At 70.3% G+C, this 21,719-nt stretch carries 18 protein-coding genes and 1 pseudogene; 7 read left to right on the top strand and 12 right to left on the bottom strand.

Annotated features, from left to right (window positions below; translation table 11 throughout):
• Nucleotides 1-30: 30 nt before the first annotated feature.
• The 3 genes and pseudogenes from R8F63_14505 to R8F63_14495 all read left to right on the top strand — a co-directional run bounded on the left by R8F63_14505 (nt 31) and on the right by R8F63_14495 (nt 5,241).
• Nucleotides 31-429: a hypothetical protein gene (locus tag R8F63_14505; GenBank protein MDW3219822.1), complete on the top strand. Its 399-nt coding sequence runs from the start codon at nt 31-33 to the stop codon at nt 427-429.
• A 12-nt stretch (nt 430-441) separates the two neighbouring features.
• Nucleotides 442-1,041: pseudogene (locus R8F63_14500) on the top strand (TlpA disulfide reductase family protein).
• Nucleotides 1,042-1,086: 45 nt separating this feature from the next.
• Nucleotides 1,087-5,241: an EAL domain-containing protein gene (locus R8F63_14495; protein ID MDW3219821.1), complete on the top strand. Its 4,155-nt coding sequence runs from the start codon at nt 1,087-1,089 to the stop codon at nt 5,239-5,241.
• 7 nt (nt 5,242-5,248) lie between these two features.
• Here R8F63_14495 and R8F63_14490 read toward each other — a convergent pair whose 3' ends face one another.
• Nucleotides 5,249-6,715 (bottom strand): hypothetical protein, encoded by a 1,467-nt coding sequence (locus R8F63_14490; GenBank protein MDW3219820.1) that lies wholly within the window; start codon nt 6,713-6,715, stop codon nt 5,249-5,251.
• Between the two features lie 19 nt (nt 6,716-6,734).
• Between R8F63_14490 and R8F63_14485 the strand changes: the two genes are divergently transcribed.
• The gene (locus tag R8F63_14485; GenBank protein ID MDW3219819.1) at nt 6,735-7,538 is read left to right on the top strand and encodes an SDR family oxidoreductase; all 804 of its coding nucleotides are present in this window, start codon (nt 6,735-6,737) and stop codon (nt 7,536-7,538) included.
• Here R8F63_14485 and R8F63_14480 read toward each other — a convergent pair whose 3' ends face one another.
• The 6 genes from R8F63_14480 to R8F63_14455 are packed head-to-tail and all read right to left on the bottom strand — an operon-like array spanning nt 7,539 to nt 11,855.
• Nucleotides 7,539-8,345: a thioesterase family protein gene (locus tag R8F63_14480; GenBank protein MDW3219818.1), complete on the bottom strand. Its 807-nt coding sequence runs from the start codon at nt 8,343-8,345 to the stop codon at nt 7,539-7,541.
• A complete protein-coding gene (locus R8F63_14475; GenBank protein MDW3219817.1) occupies nt 8,345-9,166 on the bottom strand; it encodes an alpha/beta hydrolase in 822 nt (273 codons plus the stop codon). Before R8F63_14475 ends, R8F63_14480 begins: the two co-directional genes overlap by 1 nt.
• Nucleotides 9,167-9,183: 17 nt before the next feature.
• Nucleotides 9,184-9,699, bottom strand: a complete 516-nt coding sequence (locus tag R8F63_14470; GenBank protein MDW3219816.1) for a carboxymuconolactone decarboxylase family protein — start codon at nt 9,697-9,699, stop codon at nt 9,184-9,186.
• 9 nt (nt 9,700-9,708) lie between these two features.
• Entirely contained in the window at nt 9,709-10,563 is an 855-nt protein-coding gene (locus R8F63_14465; GenBank protein MDW3219815.1) for a 50S ribosomal protein L11 methyltransferase, read from the bottom strand.
• Entirely contained in the window at nt 10,509-10,982 is a 474-nt protein-coding gene (locus tag R8F63_14460) for a 2,4'-dihydroxyacetophenone dioxygenase family protein (GenBank protein MDW3219814.1), read from the bottom strand. Before R8F63_14460 ends, R8F63_14465 begins: the two co-directional genes overlap by 55 nt.
• A 15-nt stretch (nt 10,983-10,997) precedes the next feature.
• Nucleotides 10,998-11,855 carry a PAC2 family protein gene (locus tag R8F63_14455; protein ID MDW3219813.1) on the bottom strand — a complete coding sequence of 286 codons (858 nt, stop codon included), beginning with the start codon at nt 11,853-11,855 and terminating at the stop codon, nt 10,998-11,000.
• A gap of 60 nt (nt 11,856-11,915) precedes the next feature.
• Here R8F63_14455 and R8F63_14450 point away from each other — a divergent pair, with 60 nt between their 5' ends.
• Nucleotides 11,916-13,694: a bifunctional diguanylate cyclase/phosphodiesterase gene (locus R8F63_14450; protein MDW3219812.1), complete on the top strand. Its 1,779-nt coding sequence runs from the start codon at nt 11,916-11,918 to the stop codon at nt 13,692-13,694.
• Here R8F63_14450 and R8F63_14445 read toward each other — a convergent pair.
• From R8F63_14445 to R8F63_14435, 3 genes are read right to left on the bottom strand one after another with little or no spacing between them, the layout of a single operon-like run.
• Entirely contained in the window at nt 13,691-14,608 is a 918-nt protein-coding gene (locus R8F63_14445; GenBank protein MDW3219811.1) for an amidohydrolase family protein, read from the bottom strand. The two genes, R8F63_14450 and R8F63_14445, sit on opposite strands and share 4 nt — an antisense overlap.
• Nucleotides 14,609-14,633: 25 nt before the next feature.
• Entirely contained in the window at nt 14,634-16,094 is a 1,461-nt protein-coding gene (locus R8F63_14440; protein ID MDW3219810.1) for a wax ester/triacylglycerol synthase family O-acyltransferase, read from the bottom strand.
• Nucleotides 16,094-17,533, bottom strand: a complete 1,440-nt coding sequence (locus R8F63_14435; GenBank protein MDW3219809.1) for an HAD-IB family hydrolase — start codon at nt 17,531-17,533, stop codon at nt 16,094-16,096. The genes R8F63_14440 and R8F63_14435 overlap by 1 nt, the downstream gene beginning before the upstream one ends.
• A gap of 77 nt (nt 17,534-17,610) precedes the next feature.
• Here R8F63_14435 and R8F63_14430 point away from each other — a divergent pair, with 77 nt between their 5' ends.
• Together R8F63_14430 and R8F63_14425 are read left to right on the top strand one after the other, a co-directional pair.
• The gene (locus R8F63_14430; protein MDW3219808.1) at nt 17,611-18,546 is read left to right on the top strand and encodes an alpha/beta fold hydrolase; all 936 of its coding nucleotides are present in this window, start codon (nt 17,611-17,613) and stop codon (nt 18,544-18,546) included.
• Nucleotides 18,547-18,585: 39 nt separating this feature from the next.
• A complete protein-coding gene (locus R8F63_14425) occupies nt 18,586-19,446 on the top strand; it encodes an alpha/beta hydrolase (GenBank protein MDW3219807.1) in 861 nt (286 codons plus the stop codon).
• On the opposite strand, the gene R8F63_14420 is transcribed toward R8F63_14425, so the two are convergent.
• Together R8F63_14420 and R8F63_14415 are read right to left on the bottom strand one after the other, a co-directional pair.
• Entirely contained in the window at nt 19,439-20,086 is a 648-nt protein-coding gene (locus tag R8F63_14420; GenBank protein ID MDW3219806.1) for a hypothetical protein, read from the bottom strand. The two genes, R8F63_14425 and R8F63_14420, sit on opposite strands and share 8 nt — an antisense overlap.
• Nucleotides 20,086-21,549 (bottom strand): alkaline phosphatase family protein, encoded by a 1,464-nt coding sequence (locus tag R8F63_14415; GenBank protein ID MDW3219805.1) that lies wholly within the window; start codon nt 21,547-21,549, stop codon nt 20,086-20,088. The genes R8F63_14420 and R8F63_14415 overlap by 1 nt, the downstream gene beginning before the upstream one ends.
• Between the last annotated feature and the right edge of the window lie 170 nt (nt 21,550-21,719).

Here is a 21,719-nt window from a genome sequence, read left to right as displayed (position 1 = left end):
CAGACTGACCGCTCCCCACCAGGAGGACCGATGCCGACCCTGACTGTCCTGACCCCCGAGGGTGCCGCAACCGTGTCGGGCGTCGCGGCCGACGGGCGAGCCACGCTCGCCGCCGCCGACCTTCCCGCAGCCATCGGGTGGGAGTTGAAGCCCGAGGGGCTGTGCCGCGGTGACGCGTGCGTGCCCGTTCGGGGCATCGACGGCGAGGAGGTCGATCTCGGCGCGGTGGTCGCAGCGCTCGGGTCCTCCCTGCTGGTCGACGACGAGACCGGCACCGTCGCGATCAGCGTGGCGGCCACGGATCGGCGGGCCGCGCTCGCGGGTCGGCAGGCACCGGACTTCACGCTGCCGGACCTCGACGGTCGAGCCCATTCGCTGGATGAGTTCGCAGGGCGCAAGCGACTTCTCATCGCGTTCGCCAGTTGGTGAGGTTGCCGCTACGAGCTGCCCGGGTGGCAGACACTGCACGACGAGCTGGCCGACACCGGATTCTCGGTGATCGCCGTTGCGCTCGATGAATCGGTCGACGACGTGCGCGAGTGGGCCGACGGGATCTCGTTCCCGGTCCTCCTCGATCGGGACCACCTGCTCGCGGAGCTCTACGCCGTCAGCAACGTGCCGACCGTCGTGTGGATCGACGAGGACGGCACGATCGCCCGGCCCAACTCCGCCGAGGTGGGCACGGACATGTTCGTCGACTTCACCGGCGTGACCCCGGACGAACACATGGAACAGGTGCGTCGGTGGGTGCGAGACGGCACGCTTCCCGACGACGCCGATTACGCCGTCGAGGACCTCTCGGCCGACGAGATCGAGGCCCGGTTGGCGTTCCGCATCGCCAAGCATCACCGCCGCTCGGGCGACACGGACCGCGCCGCCCGCTGGTTCGAGCGGGCGGCCGGCCTCGCCCCGTTCGACTTCACGGTTCGCCGGGCCGCCATGCCGCTGCAGGACGTCGATCCCTTCGGGGAGGCCTTCTTCGAGCTCTTCGGGGCCTGGCGCGAGGCCGGTAGCCCCTACCACGGCGTGCCCCGGGGCTGACCCCGAGATCCTCAGCTTCGCCGTCAGGCGGCCGATTGGTCCCCGATGAGTGCAACCGGTCGATCGTGGACGCCGCAGGACATCCTGTGGGAGTTGGGCGCGTCGCTCATCGACGCGACCGCAGACACGGCCCCGGCCGTGGTCGAGGCTGCGATCGAGCGAGTGGCGCTCCTGCTCGACGCGTCGTCCGCGGGCGTGTGGCGGATCGACCCGCACACCATGCAGGCCACGAGCGTCCAGCGATGGTCCGTCGACGAGTCCGCTGACGTGGGTGACGAGTCGGTCACGCCGGATCCGGCCGTTGCTGACGCGGTTCTCGCGGGCGGCGGTTTCGCCATCGTGCCGCTCGAGCTCACCGTCGGTGTCGACACGGTGAAACGGCGGGGCTGGCGCGGCGCCGTCGCCGTCGTGGCCATCATCGAGCAGACCGACGACGAGACCAACGTGCTCGTGCTCGGCTCGACCACCGACAACTGGGAGGGACACGCCGAGGAACTCGTCCGCGGCACCGTGCTGCTCCTGCGCCAGTTCTACCGCCGGATCCGCGCCGAGGATCGTCTGCGGCGCCGTCGCCGCCTCGATGAGTTGACGGTGTCCCTCGCGACGCGGCTGCAGTCGGTGTCCGCCGACGCATTCGACGACGCCATCACCGACTCGCTCGAGGAGCTTCTCCTCATCGCCGGTGCCGAGTCCGTCGTTCTCGTCGACCTACTGGGTGACGACGCCGTCCACCTGCCGTTCGTCATCGGCCAGGGGTCCCTGCCCGACGAGTGGCGCACGCTCCCGGTGCCGGATGTCTCAGGCCTGCCCGGCGCAGAGGGCCTCACCCTGCGCGAGTACGCCGCCGAACCGCGGCTCGTGGACGTCGCGGAGATCACGGACGCCCTGATGGGCCGGGAGATCACGGACGCGTTCGGCGTGCGGCATCCGGCCCGGAATGTGGTGCTCGTACCGGCGTCGCTCGGTCACCTGGACGCGATCCTCGCCGTCACCCGACTCGGCGCAGAGACCTGGTCCCCGCAGGATGTCGCGTCGCTGTCGATGCTCGCCTCGGTGATCGGTCAGTCCCGCGGACGCGTGTCCGCCCAGCGGGAGGCGGCCAACGTCCTGGCCGCGCAGCGGGTTCTCTCGCAGACCGGCGCCGCGTTCCTCGACGCCACGGCCGAGACCGCCCCGGCGGTCATCAGCGAGGCGATGGGTCGCATCGGCGCGGAGATCGGTGCCGACCTCGGCGTGATCGCGACCATCGGAGTAGACCACGAGACCGTCACGATCACCGAGAGCTGGTCGGCCTCGGACGAGCTGACCGTCGACGCCGGGACCATCCTGAACCGCAATGCCACGCCGTTGATCGACGAGATGATCACCGGCGAGACGGCGGTGAGAACCCACGCCGCAACCGACGACCTCGCGCCGAGTCTTCGCGACAGCGAGGACGGTCGCTGGACGACGGTCGTCGCCCCGATTCGAGGCACGGGTCTCCCGTCCGCCGCCCTCACGTTCGTCTGGTCCACGGGGGAGATCGACCATCCGTCGGCGACCCGTGACCTGGTCAACGCGGCGGCCGATCTGATCGGCCAGCTGAACGTGCGCGTCCGCGCGGAGTCGGAGGTCCTCCGGCGGCTCGCGTTGGACGAGGTGCTCGCCGAGCTCGCCGACGAGCTGCTCGGCGCCCATCTCGACACGTCCGATGCCGTGATCGACGCGACGTTCGCGCGTTTCGGCGATGCCCTCGGGCTGGGCGGGCTGGCCCTGCGGCGCGTGAGAGCCACGTCCAGCGTCGTGGAGACGGCCTGGGCACCGCCCGGGAGGATGCGCCCCGAGCCCGGCGCCGTCGTCGAGTTCGAGCAGGAGCTGTCCGTCTCCAGCGTCATGGAGTTCAGCCCGCAAGGTGACGAGCGATGGACGAGCTTCTTCGAGGCCGAATGGGGGCCGGGCATCGAGGTCCTGGTACTCCCGATCGTCGAGGCCGGCACTGTCGGTGCGACGCTGACCATCGTCGGGCCTCGCCAGCTCGTCGATCACGAGGTCGAAGCGGCGCGCTCGCTCGCGGCAACACTCGGCCAGTTCCGCTCCCGACTCTCCGAGGAGCGCCGCGGGCGCGAGCGTCTGGCCGCACAACGGCTCTTGTCCGCGTGTGCCGCGACCCTGGCCGAATCCACGCCGGAGGACTACGCGACGGTGCTGGACATGGTCTTCCGTCGGATCGGTGAGGCCTGTGGCCTCTCCTCGCTGGTGGACTGGCGGGTCGACAGCACCAACGACCGCTATGTGCGCTCGACGATCTGGCTAACCGACGACGAACCGGTCCCGGGCCTGCCGGAGTCACTCGCCTGGGGTGACGCGCCGGCGCTCGACGGCGCGCGGACCGAGCAGGAACTCACCGTGCGCATTCACGGCGCGGACGATGGCGACAGCGCGCCGTCACGCGTCGCGATCCCGCGCGGGGCGACCGGCGTCGAGCGCATCCTCGTGGCGTCGCGCGTCGACACCGGCCAGTGGCGCGACACCGATGTCGAGCTCATCGAGTCGGTCAGCCAGCTGCTGCAGGAGGTGGATGCCCGAATCGGCGCCGAGCGTTACGCCAAGGCCGCGTTCGCCGACGCGCCGATCGGCGTCGTCCTGCGGGACGAGAAGCTCAACCTGATCACCTGCAACCAGGCGTTCGTCGACTTCGTCGGTGCGGCATCCGTGGAGGAACTCGTGGGCACGGCGCCCAACTTCGTCTACGACCAGAGCTTCGACGAGCTCGAATGGACCGAGGAGGCGACCGGTCAACTCACGGGCGAGGCTGCGTTCCGGGGGCCGGGCGGCTCACGGGTGTGGGGTCAGATGCGCGGCTCGGTCATCGAAATGGACGGTGGTGAGCACTTCTGGCTCATCCACATCGAGGACGTGACGGAGCGGCGGCGGGCGGAGCAGCTCCTGCGCTTCCAGGCTTCGCACGACGAGCTGACGGGGCTGGCCAACCGTCGTCGTCTCCTCAACGAGATCCACCGGCTCGAGAACGGGTCCGGCTCCGTCGCCGTGCTCCTGCTCGACCTCGACCGCTTCAAGAACATCAACGACTCGCTCGGACACGATCGCGGCGACGAGCTCCTGGTCGTCATCGCCGACCGGTTGCGACTCGCCGTGCGTCCGGGCGATCTCGTTGCCCGTCTCGGCGGCGACGAGTTCGCCATCGTCCTGCCGGGCCCGGTCGTCGCCGCCGAAGCCGAGTTCGTGGCCGAACGGCTCATGCGCCTCATCGGCGAGCCGGTCACGCTCGGCCGGCAGAAGATCTACCCGACGGCGAGCATCGGTATCGCGGTGGCGGACGATCGAACGGCAGTCGCCGATCTGATCCGTCGCGCCGACACGGCGATGTACCGCGCCAAGGCCGAGGGGCGCGCCCGGGCGGAATCCTTCGACGAGGAACTCCGGGATGCGGTCCACACACGGATGGCCACGGAGGCCGGGCTACGCGGCGCCCTGCGCAACAACGAGCTGCTCGTGTACTACCAGCCCGAGGTCTCGCTCGTCGACGGGTCCGTCCTCGGCGCTGAAGCCCTCATCCGTTGGGATCATCCCGAGAAGGGGATCCTGTCCGCCGCTGAGTTCATCGAGGTCGCCGAGGAAACGGGTCTGGTCGTCGAGATGGGCGAGTTCGTGCTCGCCGAGGCATGTCGCGAGGCGGCGCGCTGGGGTGGCGACGATGGTCCGCTGATCCGCGTCAATCTCGCGGCCGCGCAACTCCAGCGAGAGGAAACGGTGACCCTCGTCCGGTCCGTTCTCGCCGAGACCGGCCTCGCCGCCGAACGGCTGTGCCTCGAGATCACCGAGTCCGCCGTCATGACCGACCCCCACCGTTCCGAGGAGATCCTCCACCGGCTGAAGGGCCTCGGCGTGCACCTCGCGGTCGACGACTTCGGCACCGGCTTCAGCTCGCTCGCGTACCTGAAGCGGTTCCCCGTCGATGCGCTCAAGATCGACCGGGCGTTCGTCCGCGACCTCGCTGTCGACTCGGAGGACGTCGCGTTCGTGCGATCGATCGTGTCGCTCGCCGGCGCGCTCAGCCTCGACGTGGTCGCCGAGGGCGTCGAGACCGCGGACCAGGCCGAGTTGCTGCGGGAGCTCGGATGCACCCGGGCCCAGGGCTTCTACTTCGCCAAGCCGGGCCCGTCCGCAGCGTTGCGCGAGCGGCTCGGACTGCATCTCTAGCGCACCGTCACCTCGCGTGCAGCGTCATCTCGCCGGCCTCGACGTGGACGGCGAGGCCCACCGTCTCCTCTTGGGTGATGAGTTGCATGATCTCCGGATCGCTGCTGTTGGCCCATGAGCGGCCACCGTCGTCGTATTCGACGATGGCGATGGCCCGGGTCGGTCCGTGGGCGTCGTACTCCACGGTCGCGCCGAGCATCGTGCCGGTCCCGACATGGTCTGGCCCCACGATCGGCCGCGGTGTCCCTTTGGGCCCGAGGTCGACGAGCTCGCTCGGCCGTTCCGGCGCCGTTGTGGAATACACGCCCAGGGCGTGCTTCGTGGCGTGGCCGCCGTTGCCCTGCACGAGACCGCGGCTGCCGGGATCGGCGCGCAGCGTGTGCACCATCGCGACGAGCGCCTGCCCGGCCGCGAAGTTCAAGGGCGCGCCGGCGAAGGCGAGTCCGCCGTTCACCGTGAGTCGACGGCCCGGCGTCAGGCCGAGCGCGCCGCTCGTCAGCGTGACGATCGACGGGAAGCACGAGTACAGGTCGATGTGATCGATGGTGTCGATGTCGCCGAGCCGCGATCGCAGCTCCGCGGCGGCGGCCTCGAGCCCCGGGACCTCGGCGACGTTCTCACGGTCGACGAGGGTCAGGGTGTCGTGTGCCGTGACGCAGAGATGGGGATACACGCGTCGTTCCTCCGGCACGCCGAGTCGGTCGGCGGTCTCGGACGCACACAGGATCAGCGCCGCCGCCTGGTCGACATGATTGTTGGCGCACATCGCCTTCGTGTACGGCCACGCGACCATCCGATTGGTCGGGGACGGCTCGCGGATCTTCGCGCTCGACATGCCCCGTCGATCGGCGGCATGGGGGTTGTCGGCGGCGACCGCGGCATAGCCCGCCCACAGCGCGGCGGCCCGATCGCGGGCCTCGTCGAGCGATTCGTGCCGGCTGGCGCGGATGGCGCTGTCGAGGACGGCATAGCTGTTGAACGGGATCTCGCCGCCGCGTTCGATCGCCACGCGATCGCCCATGTCGAGCGGCGGTCCGAATGACTCGGCCTCGTCGGCGCGCGTCTCCTCCCGCACCCGGGGCTTCTTGTCCTGCGCGGCCAGACGACGCCGGGTCTCGTTGCATTCGCCGCCGCTCACCACGACCATGTCGAGCTCGCCGGAGGCGATCCGCTCGCCGAGCACGGCAGTCGCGTGGATCGGCAGGTTGCCACCGAACGTCGTCAGCAGGCCGTCGGCCTCGATCCCCAGTTCGTCGGCGATGAGGACGCCCGGGTTCCGGTAGCGCCACAGCCCCCCGACCACCGCGATGAGGTCGATCGCGTCCAGCACGTTCGCCCCCGAGTCTGCGCCGGCGGCGCGCACCGCCTCGGTCATGAGGTCGATGGCGTCGGGGGCGTGCTCGGGGTCGTCGACGGCTCGCTGGGAGACCTGGGCGGCACCGATGATGACAGGGGTTCGAGGGTCGATCGTCACCCCGCATAGGGTACGGCGCATGGACATCACCCCCGATCGAGCCCTGCTCACGGACCGGATCGCGGTGGTCACCGGCGCGGCGCAGGGCATCGGCGCCGCGACCGCCACCGCGCTCGCGGCCTTCGGTGCCGACGTCGCGATCTGCGACTTCCAGGCCGACAAGCTGCCGGCGGTCGCAGCCGAGATCGAGCGACTCGGACGGCGCGCCCATGTGACCGAACTCGACGTGCGTGACGCGACCGGCGTCGAGGCGTGGCTGGCGGCCGTGCGGGCCGATCTCGGACCGATCGACGTCATCGTCAACAACGCCGGCGGCGGTTTCCACGCCCTCTACGAGAACGTGTCACCGAAGGGCGAGGGGGTGCTCATCGCCGAGAACTTCGGCACCGTCAGCAACTGCATCCGGCATGGCGTGGCGCACATGAACGACGGCGGATCCATCATCAACGTCACCTCCGTCGAGGCGTACCACGCGGCGCCGGGCTTCGGGATCTACTCGGCCATGAAGGCCGCGGTCGAGCAGTTCACCAAGACCATGTCGATGGAGCTCGGCCATCGGGGCATCCGGGTGAACTGTGTGGCGCCCGACATGATGCCGACGCCGGGCGACGAGGACCTCCAGGAGGACTCCAGCGCCCTGATGCCCGGACTCTTCCCGACATCGCTGCGCCGGATGGGGTCGGCGCAGGAGTGCGCGAGCGTGATCGTGTTCCTGGCGTCGGACATGGCGAGTTTCGTCACCGGGTCGAGCATCCCGGTCGACGGGGGGACGATCGCCGCCGCCAGTTGGAAGGTCCGCGAGGACGGGTCGTTCGGACTCTGATCAGGCGCGGGGTCGACGCTCGCGGGCGACCACCGACTGGCTCCCGATCGCCTGGAGGCGACCGTCGTCGCCCCAGATACGGACCTGGCCGTGGCCGAACCCGTGGTGGATGCCGGCCGCCTCGATCTCGAGCAGATAGTGGTCCGTCGGGTGCACGTCGAGGACCCGGATCGTGTTGTCGAGACTGTTGCTCGCCAGGGGATGGCCCGACGCCATGCCGATGCCCATCGGCACCCAGTCGCCCAGCACGGCGAGCGTGATGGCCGACGGCTCGAACGCGAGCGGCGGTTTGGCCCACATGCAGACGTGGCCCTCACCGTGGCCGGTCGGTCCGCCGGACTCCTCGTCGGCGGGCGCGACCGCCAGGAGCTGATCCATGTACTGCCCGAGGCTCTCCTCTTCGTAGTGGCGGTCCCGCGGGCGACACTCGGCCGGCGGGAGGACCGACGGCATCGTGGGCCACTCCCGCTCGATCGGCAGCTCCCGTCGCCCGAGGGCGGCGGTGACCGCGATGACCTCGTTCTCGCCGACGTGGCCGATGACGCGGGCCTGCGACGTGAACCGGCTGCTGACGGAGACGTGGACGTCGAGATCCATCACCGACCCGACCGGCGCGAACGACAGGTACTGGCAGGTCGCCCACACACAGGGACGTTCGGTGGTGCCCTCCAGGGCGGCGATCGCCGCGCCGAGCGCGGCGCCGCCGAAGAGGAACCGCGAGTGGACGCTGATCTTCGGCGTGATCGGCAGGATCCACCGCATCGGGTTGTGGGTCGCCTCGAGGCCGAGCCATTCGCGGGCGTCCATCAGGTCTGCTCTCCCAGCGCCCGGCGGATGTCGGCGGCAGCCCGGGCGGGGTCCTCGAAGGGACCGAAGTGGGTGCGGTCCGGCCAGGGGGTCAGCACACCGTGGGGGAGGGCGTCGGCCACCTGGGGCGCGACGACGGCCGGGGGCATGCCGTCGCCCGAGCCGACGACGGTCACGGGCATGGTGATCTCGGACAGGCGTTCGAACACCGAGGTGTCGACTCCCTCGAACGTGCGGGCCTCGTTCTCCCCGGTGGTCTTCAGCGTGACGCCGTCGTCCCTCGCCCGGAAGCCGTGCACCACATAGTCCCGCAGGGCTGCGGGGTCGACGGCGTCGAACGGCGGCTTGCTCGCGTAGCGCTCGATGATCTCGTCGATGGAGTCGAAGTGGTGTCGGCGGCGGCGGGCGCCCTCGGCCAGTGGGTTCTCCCGGGTTCTGGTCTCGTGCACGGACGGAAACAGGATCGGTTCGAAGATCCAGGCGGCCCGGAAGGCCTGCGGGCGACGCAGGGCCGTCGCCACGACAGTCGCCCCGCCCATCGAGTGACCGCACGCCGGGATCGGCCCGTCGAGGGCGAGATGATCGAGCACGGCCTCGACGTCGTCGGCCATCCCCCGCCAGGGAAGCGCCATGTCGGGCGTCTCGCTGTCGCCGTGGCCGCGCAGATCCGGGGCGAACACGTGGTAGTCGTCGTGGAGATGGTTCGCGATCTGCTGGTAGCACCGCCCGTGGAAGCCGGTGGCGTGCAGGAACAGCAACGGGCGGCCGCGTCCACCGAGGTCATGGAGCGCGACCCGGACGCCGTCGGTGGACTCGATCATCGTCGGCACGGGTGCGCTCAGTCGCCCTCGGGGAGCAGGTAGTGGCCGTCGTCGTCCGCGGCGATGTCGAGCACCGTCATGAACCGGCCGTTCCCGACCGTCATGGCACACAACGCGGCGAGTTCGATCAGCTCGACGTCCGAGAAGTGCTCCCGCATCTTCGCCATGAACTCGTCGCCGATCGAGTGGTGGTCGGTCGCGAAGCGGTCGGCGAACTCGCCCGCGAGTCGCTCGCGTTCGGTCAGACCCTCGATCGCGGGTGCGCTGCCGATCGAGCACGCGATCACGTCCTGCACGCCGGATTCGTCGAGTCCGGCGGCCTCTGCCTTCGGCGAACGGGTGTTGAGGCACACGGGGCAACCGTTCGCGACGGCGACCCGGAGCCGGGCGATCTCGCGCTCACGGGCGGGAAGGGAGGTCTTCTCGTAGACCGCCTGCGCGAACGCGCCCATGCCGATCGCGACGTCGGGCTGCATCATCAGCAACCGCTCCCGTTCGAGACCGTTGCCATCGGGGACGTCGAGCCGTGCCATCCCGCGAGCCTAGGCCGGAGCGCCCGCGCCGCCGTATCCCGATGGTCGACGCAGAACGGCGGCAACCCAGTCGCCCTCGTCGACCCGCTCGGCGACCACCCTTCGGTGGGCGGTCGCGGCTCGATCGATCTGGGTCGCCAGGATTCCGGACACCACGACGATCGGGGCCGGCGGCACGGTCGGTCCGAGGGCCTCGTGCCCGTCGATCGTGACGTTGACGACGGCGACGTCCACCATCTCGGAGATCCTCTCGGTGGAGCCGTGGCGCACGTCGACGTCGGGCGCCACCCGGTTGGCGGCGACGTTGGCCCTCGTCGCGGCGACGGCCGCCGGATCGGTGTCGACGGCGATGACGGTGGCCTCCAGCCGTGCGGCGGCGATCGCGAGGACGCCGGTGCCGCAGCCGATGTCGGCCACGAGCATGCCCGACTCGACCACGGTGGCGAGCAGCATCAAGGCGAGGCGGGTCGACGGATGGGAGCCGCTGCCGAACGCGTGCCCCGGGTCGATCTCGATGCCGATGTACCCGTCGGGCGGGGCGAGCCACGGGGGGTGGATCGCGAACCGGCCCGCCCGCTCGACGGTGAGTCGATCGCGGTGTTCGTCGAGACCGAAGTCGTCGGCGACGGCCTCGACCGCGGCTCCCGGCGCAAGTCGATCGCGCGCTGCGGTTGCCGCCGCGGCGTCGGTGAACGCGGCCCGCAACCCGCCGGCGAGCTCCTCGACGCCGACCGCGCCGAGGGACCAGAGCTCACCGCTCAGGACATCGCCGTCGCGCCCGTCGAGCGGGACGGTGACGAGGTGATGGGTCAGGGGCGCCCCGAGGTCAGCACGTTCGGGCGTCCGAGCCCGGCGGCCTCGCACATCGCCATGTAGGCCGCGTAGATCCCGGCCGCGTCGGTGATCGACTCGACATTGCCGTCGGCGTCGAGGTTGAGGTTCGCGCCGTAGATCTGGAACCACACGTCGGTCAGCTCGGTGTTGTCGTCCGGCACGACCAGGGTGTGCTCGGAGCCGGCCGGTTCGAACAGGAACGACCCGGCGCGGTTCATGTAGGGGTACTCGTCGTACTTCCACGCGCCGGTCAAGGTGTAGCCGAAGACCTGCCCGGTGTGCTTGTGCTTCTGTACCCGGGTGCCCGGAGCGAAGCGATTGCGCACGATCCAGAGGCCCAGCTCGATGTCGGCCTGGACGAGCTTGATCTCGACCCCCGTGCCGGTGTCGACCCACGGGATCTCGTCCTCGCCGAGGTGGACGGCTTCGGTCTGGGAAACGTCGGTCATGGCCGGGAGCGTAGGTCAGTCGTCGTCGTTCTGGCGAAGGAAGCGCTCGAACTCGGCGGCGAGATCATCGGCGTTCGGGAGCGATGACGCCGTGCGGGCGTCGTAGCGCTCCTCCAGCCGGGCGACATAGTGGATGATGTCGTCGTCGCCCTCCATGGCCTCGTTGACGCGGAGTTCCCACTCTCGGGCTTCCTCGTCGAGTTCGGCCCATCCGGTGGGAAGACCGGTGACCCGCTCGAAGCGCTCGAGCAGGGCCCTCGACGCCTTGGGGTTCGGCGTGCCCGACACATAGTGGGGCACGCTCGCCCGCAGCGACACCGCCGGCACGCCGAGTCGGTCGAGATGCTCGTGGAGCGCGCCGACCACGCCCGTGGGGCCCTGGTACGACGGTCGATCGAGTCGCATGAGTTCGGCCAACGCGGCGTCCGTGGTCGACCCGGTGATGGTCGGTGGGCGGGTGTGCGGCGTCTCGGCGATCATCGCGCCGAGGGTGACGACCATCTTCACGTCGAACCGCTCGACCACGGCGGCGACCGCGTCGACGAACGTGCGCCAGCGCAGGTGCGGCTCGACCCCCTCCATGAGGACGAGATCGCGGTCGCGCTCGTCGAGGGGAAGGGCGTAGATGTCGTTGCGGGGCCAGTCGATACGACGATGACCCTGCTCGTCGAGGCGGACGTGGGGGCGCCGCTCGTTGAAGTCGAAGAACTCGTCCGGGTCGATGTGGCCGACCCGGGTGGCGACCTCGCGCCGGAGCGCCTCGACGGCTCCCGTGGCGGCGCCACCGACGTCGAAGAGACCGTCCCAGGCCGTCACGAGGATCGGCTGGCGAAGGGGGCGACTCGGTTCCTGCTCCCAGATCAGGTGCTCCACGGTTCCAGCATGCCCGCGGCCGAAGGTCAATGCTGCGCCCGAAGTGCCGATTGGAGCGACGTGAACGGCCCGACCGCGCTCGATCTCGACACCCGCTGGGACCCCGCGCTCGTCCTGCGCGTGGTGTGGATCCGCATGCTCTCCGCTCTGTCCCTGGCAGGGGCCGTCGTCCTGCTGCCCCAGCTGGGCCCGAACCGGATGCTGATCGCGGGCCTGCTGGTCGGGCCGGTACCGGCCGGCAATCTCGTCGTCCGCCGCCTCGTGGACGCCGATCGCGTGCTCGCGGTGGCGACGGTCGTCGACATGGTCTGGTGCGTCGTGGTGGCCTATCTGCTCCCGACGACCTACCCGGCCGCGATGCTCGTGGCGGTCGCCATGCTCGCCTTCGTCGCCGGCGAGGACTCGCGAGCGTTGTTCTACAGCGCCGCCATCGGGACGGCCGGCTTCACAGCCGTCGGCCTGGCCGAGAACGTCGACCAGTGGGTCGTGCTCGTCACGGTCTATGTCGTGCTGTTGCCGCTGCTGTTCTTCATGTCGTCGACCCAGCGCGAGCGTGAACTCCGGTACAAGCTCCGCCTCCACCATCGCGCCGAGCACGATTCGCTGACGGGCCTGTACAACCGGGCCGGGCTCGCGGCTGCCATGGAGGCGGCTCCGGTCGATGCCGTGATCGCCATCGACCTCGACGGCTTCAAGGACATCAACGACACGCTCGGCCACAAGGCCGGCGACGAACTGCTCGTCGCGCTCGCCGAGCGGATGGAGGAGGCGATCGGCGGACGCGGCGTGTTGGCCCGTGTCGGCGGCGACGAGTTCGCCGTGCTGGTCCGCAATGCCGATCCCAACTTCCTCGCCGGCGAGCTCCTGAAGGTCTGCCGTCATCGCATACCGCTGGGCGACGTCGACGTCTCCGTCGGTGCCTCGATCGGTGTGGCGTTCGCCGAAACAGCGGTCGAGCCGACGGAACTCATTCGTCGCGCCGACCTCGCGATGTACGACGCGAAGCGAGCCCAGGTCGGCGTGCGGCGCTGGTCGGGACAGACCCGCTCGGCGTCTCGTCAGCGCATCTCGCTGTCGGGTGACGTCGAACGGGGCTTCGACGACGGTGAGTTCGAGCTCTTCTTCCAGCCGATCATCGACATGACGACGGAGGCCGTCGTGGACGTCGAGGGACTGCTGCGTTGGCGACACCCACAACACGGCGTCCTCGGTCCGGCCGACTTCCTCGCCCTCGTCGAGGGGATCGGTCGACGCTCGACCATGGACCGTCTCGTCTTCGAGCAGGCCGCGGTGCTCGCCAGCCGACTCCAGCCGTTCGACATCGGCGTCTCCGTCAACGTCTCCGCCGGCAGCCTCCTGCGGTCGTCGGTCCCGCTGGTCCTCGACGATGTCCTGCGCCGCCACGACGTCGTGCCCCAGCGCATCACCGTCGAGGTGATCGAGGACGAGTTGGTCGACGACCAGTCCACCGCCCGGGCCGTGCTGAGCGCCCTCGGCGAGCTCGGTGTCGGCATCGCGATCGACGACTTCGGGACCGGCCACTCGTCGCTGTCCCGACTTCGGCAGCTCCCCGTGACCTCGGTGAAGATCGATCGCAGTTTCATGGCCAACGTGCTCACGTCCATCGACGACGAGGCCATCGTCGCGGCAGTGAGCCATCTCGGTCGGGCGCTCGACCTCGTCGTCGTCGCCGAGGGCGTCGAGGACATGGCGGTACGGGACTACCTGCTGCGCCGGGAGCTTCCCGTCGACCGCCTTCAGGGGTTCGGGATCGCCCGCCCGATGCCGGCCCGCGACCTGATGCAGTGGCTGGACGATCGACGCCTGGCGCCGGTCTAGCCGTCCAGCCCCAGCACCCGGGCCGCGTTGCCCCGCAGGAACGGCTCCCACACATGGTCGCGGAACGGCACATCCCGCATCTGCTCGAAGATCTTGTCGAGTGACAGCCCCATCGGGAAGTAGCCCGCGTAGATGACCTTGTCGACCCCGCGGGTGTTGGCGTAGTCGATGATCGCCCGGGGGTAGTGCTTCGGCGCGAACGCAGACGTCGAGTAGTGGAGCCCGGGCCACTTCAGCATCAGCTTGACCGCGAGGTCCTCCCACGGTTCGCACCCGTGGCGGGTGACGAACGTCAGGTCCGGGAAGTCGTACATGACGTTGTCGATTCGCCGCACGTGTTGCGCATCGGCCGGGACCCGCGGGCCCGGGATGCCGGCGCAGCAGAAGATGGGGATGTCGAGCTCCACGCAGAGGGCGTAGATCGGGTACATCAGCGGGGCATCGATCGGCACCTGGGGCGTGCGCCCCGACGGGAAGGCGGTGACGGCCCGCAGACCGAGGTCGGCGTGCATCGAGCGGATCTGGCGCAGGGCATCGACGCCGTCGTTCGGGTCCGGCTCGAACGCGGCGACGAACCGGTCCGGATGATCCCGCACACACTGGTTGCCGTAGCCCTCACCATCGGGCTTGCAGCCGACCATGGCGATCTCCACCCCGGCCCGGTCCATGAACGGAAGCAGGAGATCGGCGCCTTGGGGTGGCTCCTCGAGCGTGCCGTCCGCGCCCCGCGCCTGATCGGAGAACGGGACGTCCTTGAACATGTACTGGGCCGGGAAGTTCATGTTCGCCGACTCGGCGTCCTTGAGGGCGCGGTCCAGGAACGCGTAGCGGTTCTTGCCCGTGGTGCCCGCGGTGGTGCCCATCATCGTGTCGATGACACCGCCGCCGGCGAAGGGAAGCTCGGGAAAGGCCATGGGCGGACCCTACTGTTCGCCCCGGTCAGCCGGTCAGTTCGGCGAACGCGTCGATCACACAGTCGCGAAAGGCCTCCGGCTCCTCGATGGCGACGGGATCGATGAAGATGCCGACGTCGAAGAACCCCATGTACGACACGGCGGTCGCGTTGCACGGCGTGCCGGCGAGTGGGCCCATTGTGACGAGGCGCTCGGCCTTCGCCCCCGAGACGTAGAGCGGGATCGGTGCGCCCCGCAGGTTCGAGGTGGCGATGTCGATGTGTTTCGCCTGCGAGCGCACCGTCTGGGTGACGACGCTGGTGGGCAGGAGGTTGACGACGCCCGCGAACGCCGTGATGCCACCGGTCGAGCGCGCCGCCTCGCGAGCCGTCACCATCACGTCTCTGATCGCGGCGATCCGCTCGCGCACGGACATCGGCGCGGCCGGCAGGCGGACGGGCACGGGGGTGAAGGCGTTGCCGCCGGCCTTGTTGTCCTCTCGGGTGCTCACGACGAAGGACGCGTTCAACACGTCGAAGGTCGAACCGCGGTCCGCGTGGTAGGTGACCGCGGCGTTCGCCATGACGGCGAGGAACGCCTCGTTGATCGTCGCGCCCTCGGCCTTGGCTGCCGCCTTGAGGTCGTCGAGGCCGACGCGTACGGACTCCAGATGACGATGCCGCGACCGGTTCTGCCAGAGCGGGGCACCGACGACCGCACCCTCCTCGGCGTCGCCGCTGCCGAGCATGTCGGCGATGCCCTTCACGGTGGTGCCGGCGGATTCGATGCCGTCGGTGATGCGCTTGGGGTCCGCCGGCCACATCGCGACCTCGGCCGCGACCCGTCGGGCGATCCCCGCCTGGCGGCGGGCGAGATGGCTCAGTGAGTCGAGCGCGGTCTGGCCGAGCCCGCGGGCCAGGTCGCCTCCCGACTGCTTCGCCTGGTGCGCCTCGACCGCGGCCTGGATGACCCCTTCCAGGTCGACCTCCGGCGCCCACTCGGCGTCGGGGACCAGTTCCTGGAACATCTCGGCGATGCGCAGCTGACCGATCCCGTCCGAGATGGCGTGGTGCATGAGCGTGTACATCGCGCCGCCGCCGCCCTCGAGCCCCTCGATCAGGATCATGCGCCACAGCGGACGGGTGCGATCGAGTGGTTCGACATAGAGCTGCGCGGCCAGATCGAGCAGCTGGCGTTCGGTGCCGGGAGCCGGGAGATGGAGGACCCGGACGTGGTAGTCGAGGTCGAACTCGGGGTCCGGCACCCAGGCCGGGGTCGCGAGGCGGCCGAGTCCGGGCACGACCCGCTGGTAGAAGCGGGGGACCTGGGTGATGGCGTGGCGCATCTTGCGGCGGAACTGTTCGACGTCGATCGGCTTGTCGTAGATCGTCATGGCCCCGCCGTTGGGGTTGAGCCACGGATCCTTCTCGACGTTCCACATCAACGCCTCTTGCTCCGACATCCGATCGTCCTCGTCGACGTCGAACTCGCGGGTGGTGTCGGACATCAGTTCTTCCTCGTGTCGGTGCCGGGCCGCCGATCGGATTCCGCGTCGGGGTCGCCCTGGTAGCCCGGTGGGTACGTGCGGGCGAGCTCCTCGGCGGTCGGCACCTTCCGCTCCCGGGCCTCCCGGGGCAGCAGGTCGACCAGGGCGCTCATGATGGCCTTCGTGTCGGTGTCGGGGTCGTGGTGGCCGAGCTCGACGGGCGGGCCGACCCGCACACTGACGAGCGGTCGGTCGGCGGGGTTGAGGAAGACCTTCGGCAGCCGGGAACTGCGGGGCCACACGTGTTCGGTGCCCCACAGACCGACGGGGATGACCGGCGCCTTCGTCATGGCCGCGAGGCGGGCCGCGCCCCATCGCCCCTTCAGCTCCGGCTCGAAGAAGGCGGGACCGCGCGGGATCGTGCCCTGGGGCGCCATCATCAGCAGCTCGCCCGAACCGAGCGCGTCGGCCGCCTTCTGGAGCGGCTCGTCGGATCCGGTACCGCGGTCGACCGGGATGCCGCCGATCGCCCGCATGAGGCCACCGATGAGGGGCATCGCGAAGACTTCCTTCTTCCCGAGGCTGCGGACGTTGCGGCCCGCCTTGCCGACGAGGAGGCCGATGGCGGCGGAGTCGAAGTAGGACCGATGGTTGAACACCACGATCGCCGGTCCGTCGGCGGGGATGTTCTCGAGTCCGTCGAACTCGAAGCGGGCCGAGAGCTGGAACTCCTCGCGCAGGAACGGGCGACCGAATTCCTGGAGCTCCATGCCGGCGATCTTGAGGATGCCGTCCATCGAGTCGAAGTGGCGGACGGGCCATCCCTTCAGCAGCGCCAGCCCCTGGAGGCGCAGGTCGGGGTTCACGGCGACGGCGTGGCCGACCGAATCGAGCAGCGGGGAATCGAAGTAGCTGTCGCTGTACGCGTAGCTCTTGCGCAGGTTGACCCCGTTCGCGTCCGCCCAGGCAGCGACGGCTTGGGCCTTCGCCCGCCCCCACACGAAGGCGCCATCGGTCTCGCCGGTGTAGACACCGTCCTTCGCCGTCCACTTCGTCGCGACGACGGCGTCGAAGCCGAGTCGTGCGGCGAGCGGCTCGACCCATCGCTCGGGCGAGGTGGTGGCGAGCACGAGGAGGCGGCCGGCGGCGCGATGTTCGTCGATGAGCTGACGCGCGTAGGGCGGGACCATCGGCTCCAATTCGCCGACGGCGGCCTCGGCTGCCGCGGCGACGGTGGCGACCGGCCAGCCCTTGGCCGACCGGGAGCCGAGGCGAGCCGGTTGCATCATCACCCAGCTCTCACCGAACCGCTCGTAGAACCGCATGTAGGCGTCCGCGATCGGCAGATCGGGGATGTTGCCGAGCCCCGCTTCGCTCAGGTGGCGCTGGTACACCGGCGCGGACGAGGTGGGGATGAGCGTCCGGTCGAGATCGAAGATCGCAGCAGCTCGGCTGGCCATGGTGGCTCCTCGGGGTCGGGACCGTGAACCTATCCGAGTCGAACCCGAACGGCCCAGGGGCAGTAGCGTCGCCACCCATGACGACGCACGCGGACTGGTTCACCCACACGGCCGCCGACGGTGCCGCCATCGAGGTTCGTCGGTGGTTGCCGGAGGGGGAGGTGCGCGTCGTGGTGATGATCGCCCACGGCGCGGCAGAGCACGTCGAACGCTACGACCGGCTCGCGCGGCTGCTGCTCGAGGACGGAGCGGCCGTCTACGCGCCCGATCAGCGGGCCCACGGCCGCACCGCGGACCGCCACGGAGCGCTCGGTGTCGCCCGGCCCGGCGGCTGGGAGGCGATGATCGGCGACCTCGTCGCCCTCGCGGACGACCTCGCGTCGCGCCACCCGGACACCCCGCTCGTACTCCTCGGTCACAGCATGGGTTCGATGCTCGCCCGCCACGTGATGCACCGCGCCGGAGCCCGCTTCGCCGGCTTCGCCCTCTCCGGCATGACCGAGACGGTTCCGGCGGATCCGGAGATGCTCGCCATGCTCCGCGCCGTCGAGGAGGCCGAGGGAGCGGACGCGCCGTCGGCGATCTTCTCGGGGATGTTCGACGGGTTCAACGACGCCTTCGCCGACGATGTCGCCGCCCCGACCGGCTACGAATGGCTGTCGCGGGACCAGGACGAGGTGCAGACCTACGCCGACGACCCGTGGTGCGGCATCGACCTCTCGAACGGATTCGTCACTGACATGCTCGGCGGGGCCGGCGAGCTCGCCGCGGACGCCGCGGTCGCCGAGATCCCGAGCGGTCGGCCCATCCTGTTGATCGCCGGGGACGACGACCCGGTGGGAGGCAATGGTGCCGCGCTTCCGGCGCTCGCGGCGGCCCTCGAGTCGGCGGGCAAGGGACCGGTCACTCCGCACCACTACGCGGGTGGTCGCCACGAGATGCTCAACGAGACGAACCGCGACGAGGTCCACGACCACATCCGCGCCTGGCTCGCGGTTGTGATCGACGGCTGATTGTTCCTCGCCGGCACGACCGGATACGTTCCCGCGTCCATGGGGCCGACCGACGCGACGCGGATCACCTTCGAGGGCGCCGACGGGGTGACCCTCGTGGCCGACCGGCGGGGCAGCCCGAGCGACCCGGCCGTCGTCTTCCTGCACGGGGGCGGGCAGACCCGACATTCGTGGGGCGGCACCGCGGCGGCGGTCGCCGAGCGGGGCTGGTGCTCGTGGACGATCGACGCCCGGGGCCACGGCGAGAGTGACTGGGCGACCGACGGCGACTATCGGCTCTCGGCCTTCGCCGCCGACATGGCCGGCGTCATCGAGGAGATCGGGGGTCGCCCGGCTCTGATCGGCGCGTCGCTCGGCGGGCTCACCTCCCTGCTCCTGCTCGGCCGCGCCGCGCCCGGTGCGAGCCGCGGGCTCGTCCTCGTGGACATCGTGCCGAACATGGAGCAGCGGGGCGCCGACCGGATCGCCGAGTTCATGATGGCGAACGCCGAGACCGGTTTCGCGAGTCTCGAGGAGGCGGCGGACGCCGTCGCCGCGTACAACCACCATCGTGAACGCCCGCCCTCGGTCGACGGGCTTCGGAAGAACCTGCGCGAGCGCGGCGGCCGCTGGTACTGGCACTGGGACCCCCGTTTCATCTCCGGGGTCACCGAGCGGGGTCCGAACGAGATCAACGACCCGACGCTGTTGATGGCCTGCGCCGCCGCCATCGCCGAGCCGATCATGCTCGTGCGGGGAAGGATGAGCGACGTCGTGTCGCCCGAGGGGGCCGAGCGGTTCGTCGCCGAGATTCCCAACGCGACGTTCGTGGACGTCAGCGAGGCGGGCCACATGGTGGCCGGCGATCGCAACGACGCGTTCACCGATTCCGTGACGACCTTTCTCGACGGCCTCAGCTGAGCACGGCGGCCAGGATGGCCGCGCCCACGAGGATGGCGAGGGCGAGGATCGCGCCGTAGACGCGGCCGAGGAAGCGGAACTCGGGGCGGTGGTACACGCCGGGCACGCCGCTGAGATCCGGGGGCGCCGGGTCCGCGTGCTCCGGCGCGAGTGTCGCCGGGTGATGTCCGAGACGCACCCCGGTCTCGATCTCGGCCAGCACGTCGCGCGCCCGACGGATGCCCCGCACCCGCCACTCGTGCTGTTCGTCGCCGCGCCGGGCGACGACCTCCCACGGCTGGCGGAACACGACGCGACCCACCAGCGCGATCGCCGCGCCGATCAGGACGAGGGCGATCTCCAAGAGGCCGATGGTGATGGCGAGGAGGCCGGGGCCCAACGCGACGAGCACGCCGACGACGGCGACGATCGCAACGACGACCAGCAACGCCGGGATGTCCCCGAGGTCGGCGCATCCGCTCGCGCCGTCCAACACGTCGCCCGCCGCCGAGCGCCTCCGGCGGACCCCCGGACGGTCCTCGGTGTCGCGGCCGCGGGTGGCCCCGATCCGGCGGCGCAGCATGCGGTCCGGACGTTGGAGGTGGCGCGTCAGCCAGATGATGCCGACGTCCCAGTCGTCTGTGGCCGCGTCGGCGTCCATCAACGCAGGTAGACGTATTGCGCGTCGACCATGCGGTGATCGACGCCGGCCTCGCGCAGCGGGGCCGACAGGTCGGCCGGCTCACCGTCCGCCGTCGCCTGCATGCCGTGGTCGGCGCACATGACGATCGCGGTGCGATCGAGCGCCCCCCGGGCCTCGATCTCCGCGATGATCTCGCCCATCCGGGCGTCGGAGTCGCGGATCGCCGCACGTCCCATCTCGCTGTGGGGCCCGCCGTAGTGCCCGGCCGAGTCCGTGAGGTTGAGGGTGAACCACGAGAACCGGGGCAGCGTGCCGAGGTCGCCGGACCAGCAGTGCTTCGCGTCGCCGAGGCTGTGGGCGTCGTAGACCGAGTAGTTGCGATAGTCCGGTACGCCCATGAAGTCGGTGGTGCGATGGCGGCGCCGTTCCTCGTCGGTGAGCGGACCCTGCCGGCCGCCGGTCGCCATCTGGATGTAGGTCGACCAGTCCGCACCCCGGTCGCCGTACTCGTAGGTGGCGACGGACACGGCGTCGGGGTCGTTGCGGTGCAGCGCCTCGTGGATCGTCTCGATGTCGGGGCGGATGTGGTCCCGGGCGGTGATCATCTGAGCGAAATCGAGCAGGTCGACGAGCTGGTCGCGGTCGCGGTCGTACCAGGTGTTGTGCAGGATCCCGGACCGACCCGGCAGGACCCCGGTGGTCTCGGTCGTGTGGTTGGCCAACGTCGCGGTGGGCAGTGCGGCGATGGCGCCGTGGCGGTACGACGTTCCCCGCTCGATCAGCGCCGCGATGTTCGGTGCGCCCCCGGTCGCGGCCGCGTGGTGCAGCGCCTGGGGGTTGCAGCCGTCCCAGTTGAACAACACGACATGGTCGGGACGGGCGTCGGGGTCGAGCAGCTCGGTTCGTTCGTCGCCGTCCTGGACGCGCAGCCGCACGCCCGAGCGCGGACGGCCGAGTCCGTCGTGCCCGTCGACCGGCGCGCAGCCGAGGAGCGCAGCGACGGTCGGGGCGACGTCGACCGTGCGGAGGTGCTCGTCGACGATGCCCCGGGCCACGACCCCGGGCCCGGCGGCGATGAACGGCGCGCGGGCCTGGGTGGTCGCCAGCGAGCCGTGTTCGCCGACGTTGCCGTGGAACCGGTGGGTCGGCGCGTGCAGCACGACCAGGTCCGGCGCGTGGGGCGAATCGAAGTACTGGGCCGTGCTCGCCATCGCCATCGGCGTCGCGTGGTCACCCAGCAGGGCCCAGGCGTCGTCGGTCTCGTCGGCGACGCGCAACCGCTGGTCGGCGCGTTCGTTGCCGAGCGGATTGATCCCCGACGTCGCGAGCACCTCCATCGAGTCGTCGGCCCGGCGGGTGAAGTCGAGCGAACCGCGCGCCGACGCGGCCCGATAGCCGTGGTCGGTACGCCGCAGCACGGTGTCGACCTCGTTGGTGAGGGTGGGGTCGGTGAGGACCGCTTCGGCCCGATCGAGGCTCATCGCGACACGCTAACCGAGACGGCGAATTCGTAACGATGTTGACTCTCCTGCCGATTCCCGTAGGGTGAACCCCGTGAAGCAACCACAGACGACCCTGCTTCTTCTCGTGTAGGCGAGCGCCACATACCGGCGCTCGCCGAACCCCTCGTGCCCACGGGCCCGAGGGGTTT

Source organism: Acidimicrobiales bacterium, from assembly GCA_033344915.1.
Taxonomy (GTDB): domain Bacteria; phylum Actinomycetota; class Acidimicrobiia; order Acidimicrobiales; family Aldehydirespiratoraceae; genus JAJRXC01.
This window is presented reverse-complemented; position numbering and strand designations above follow the sequence as displayed.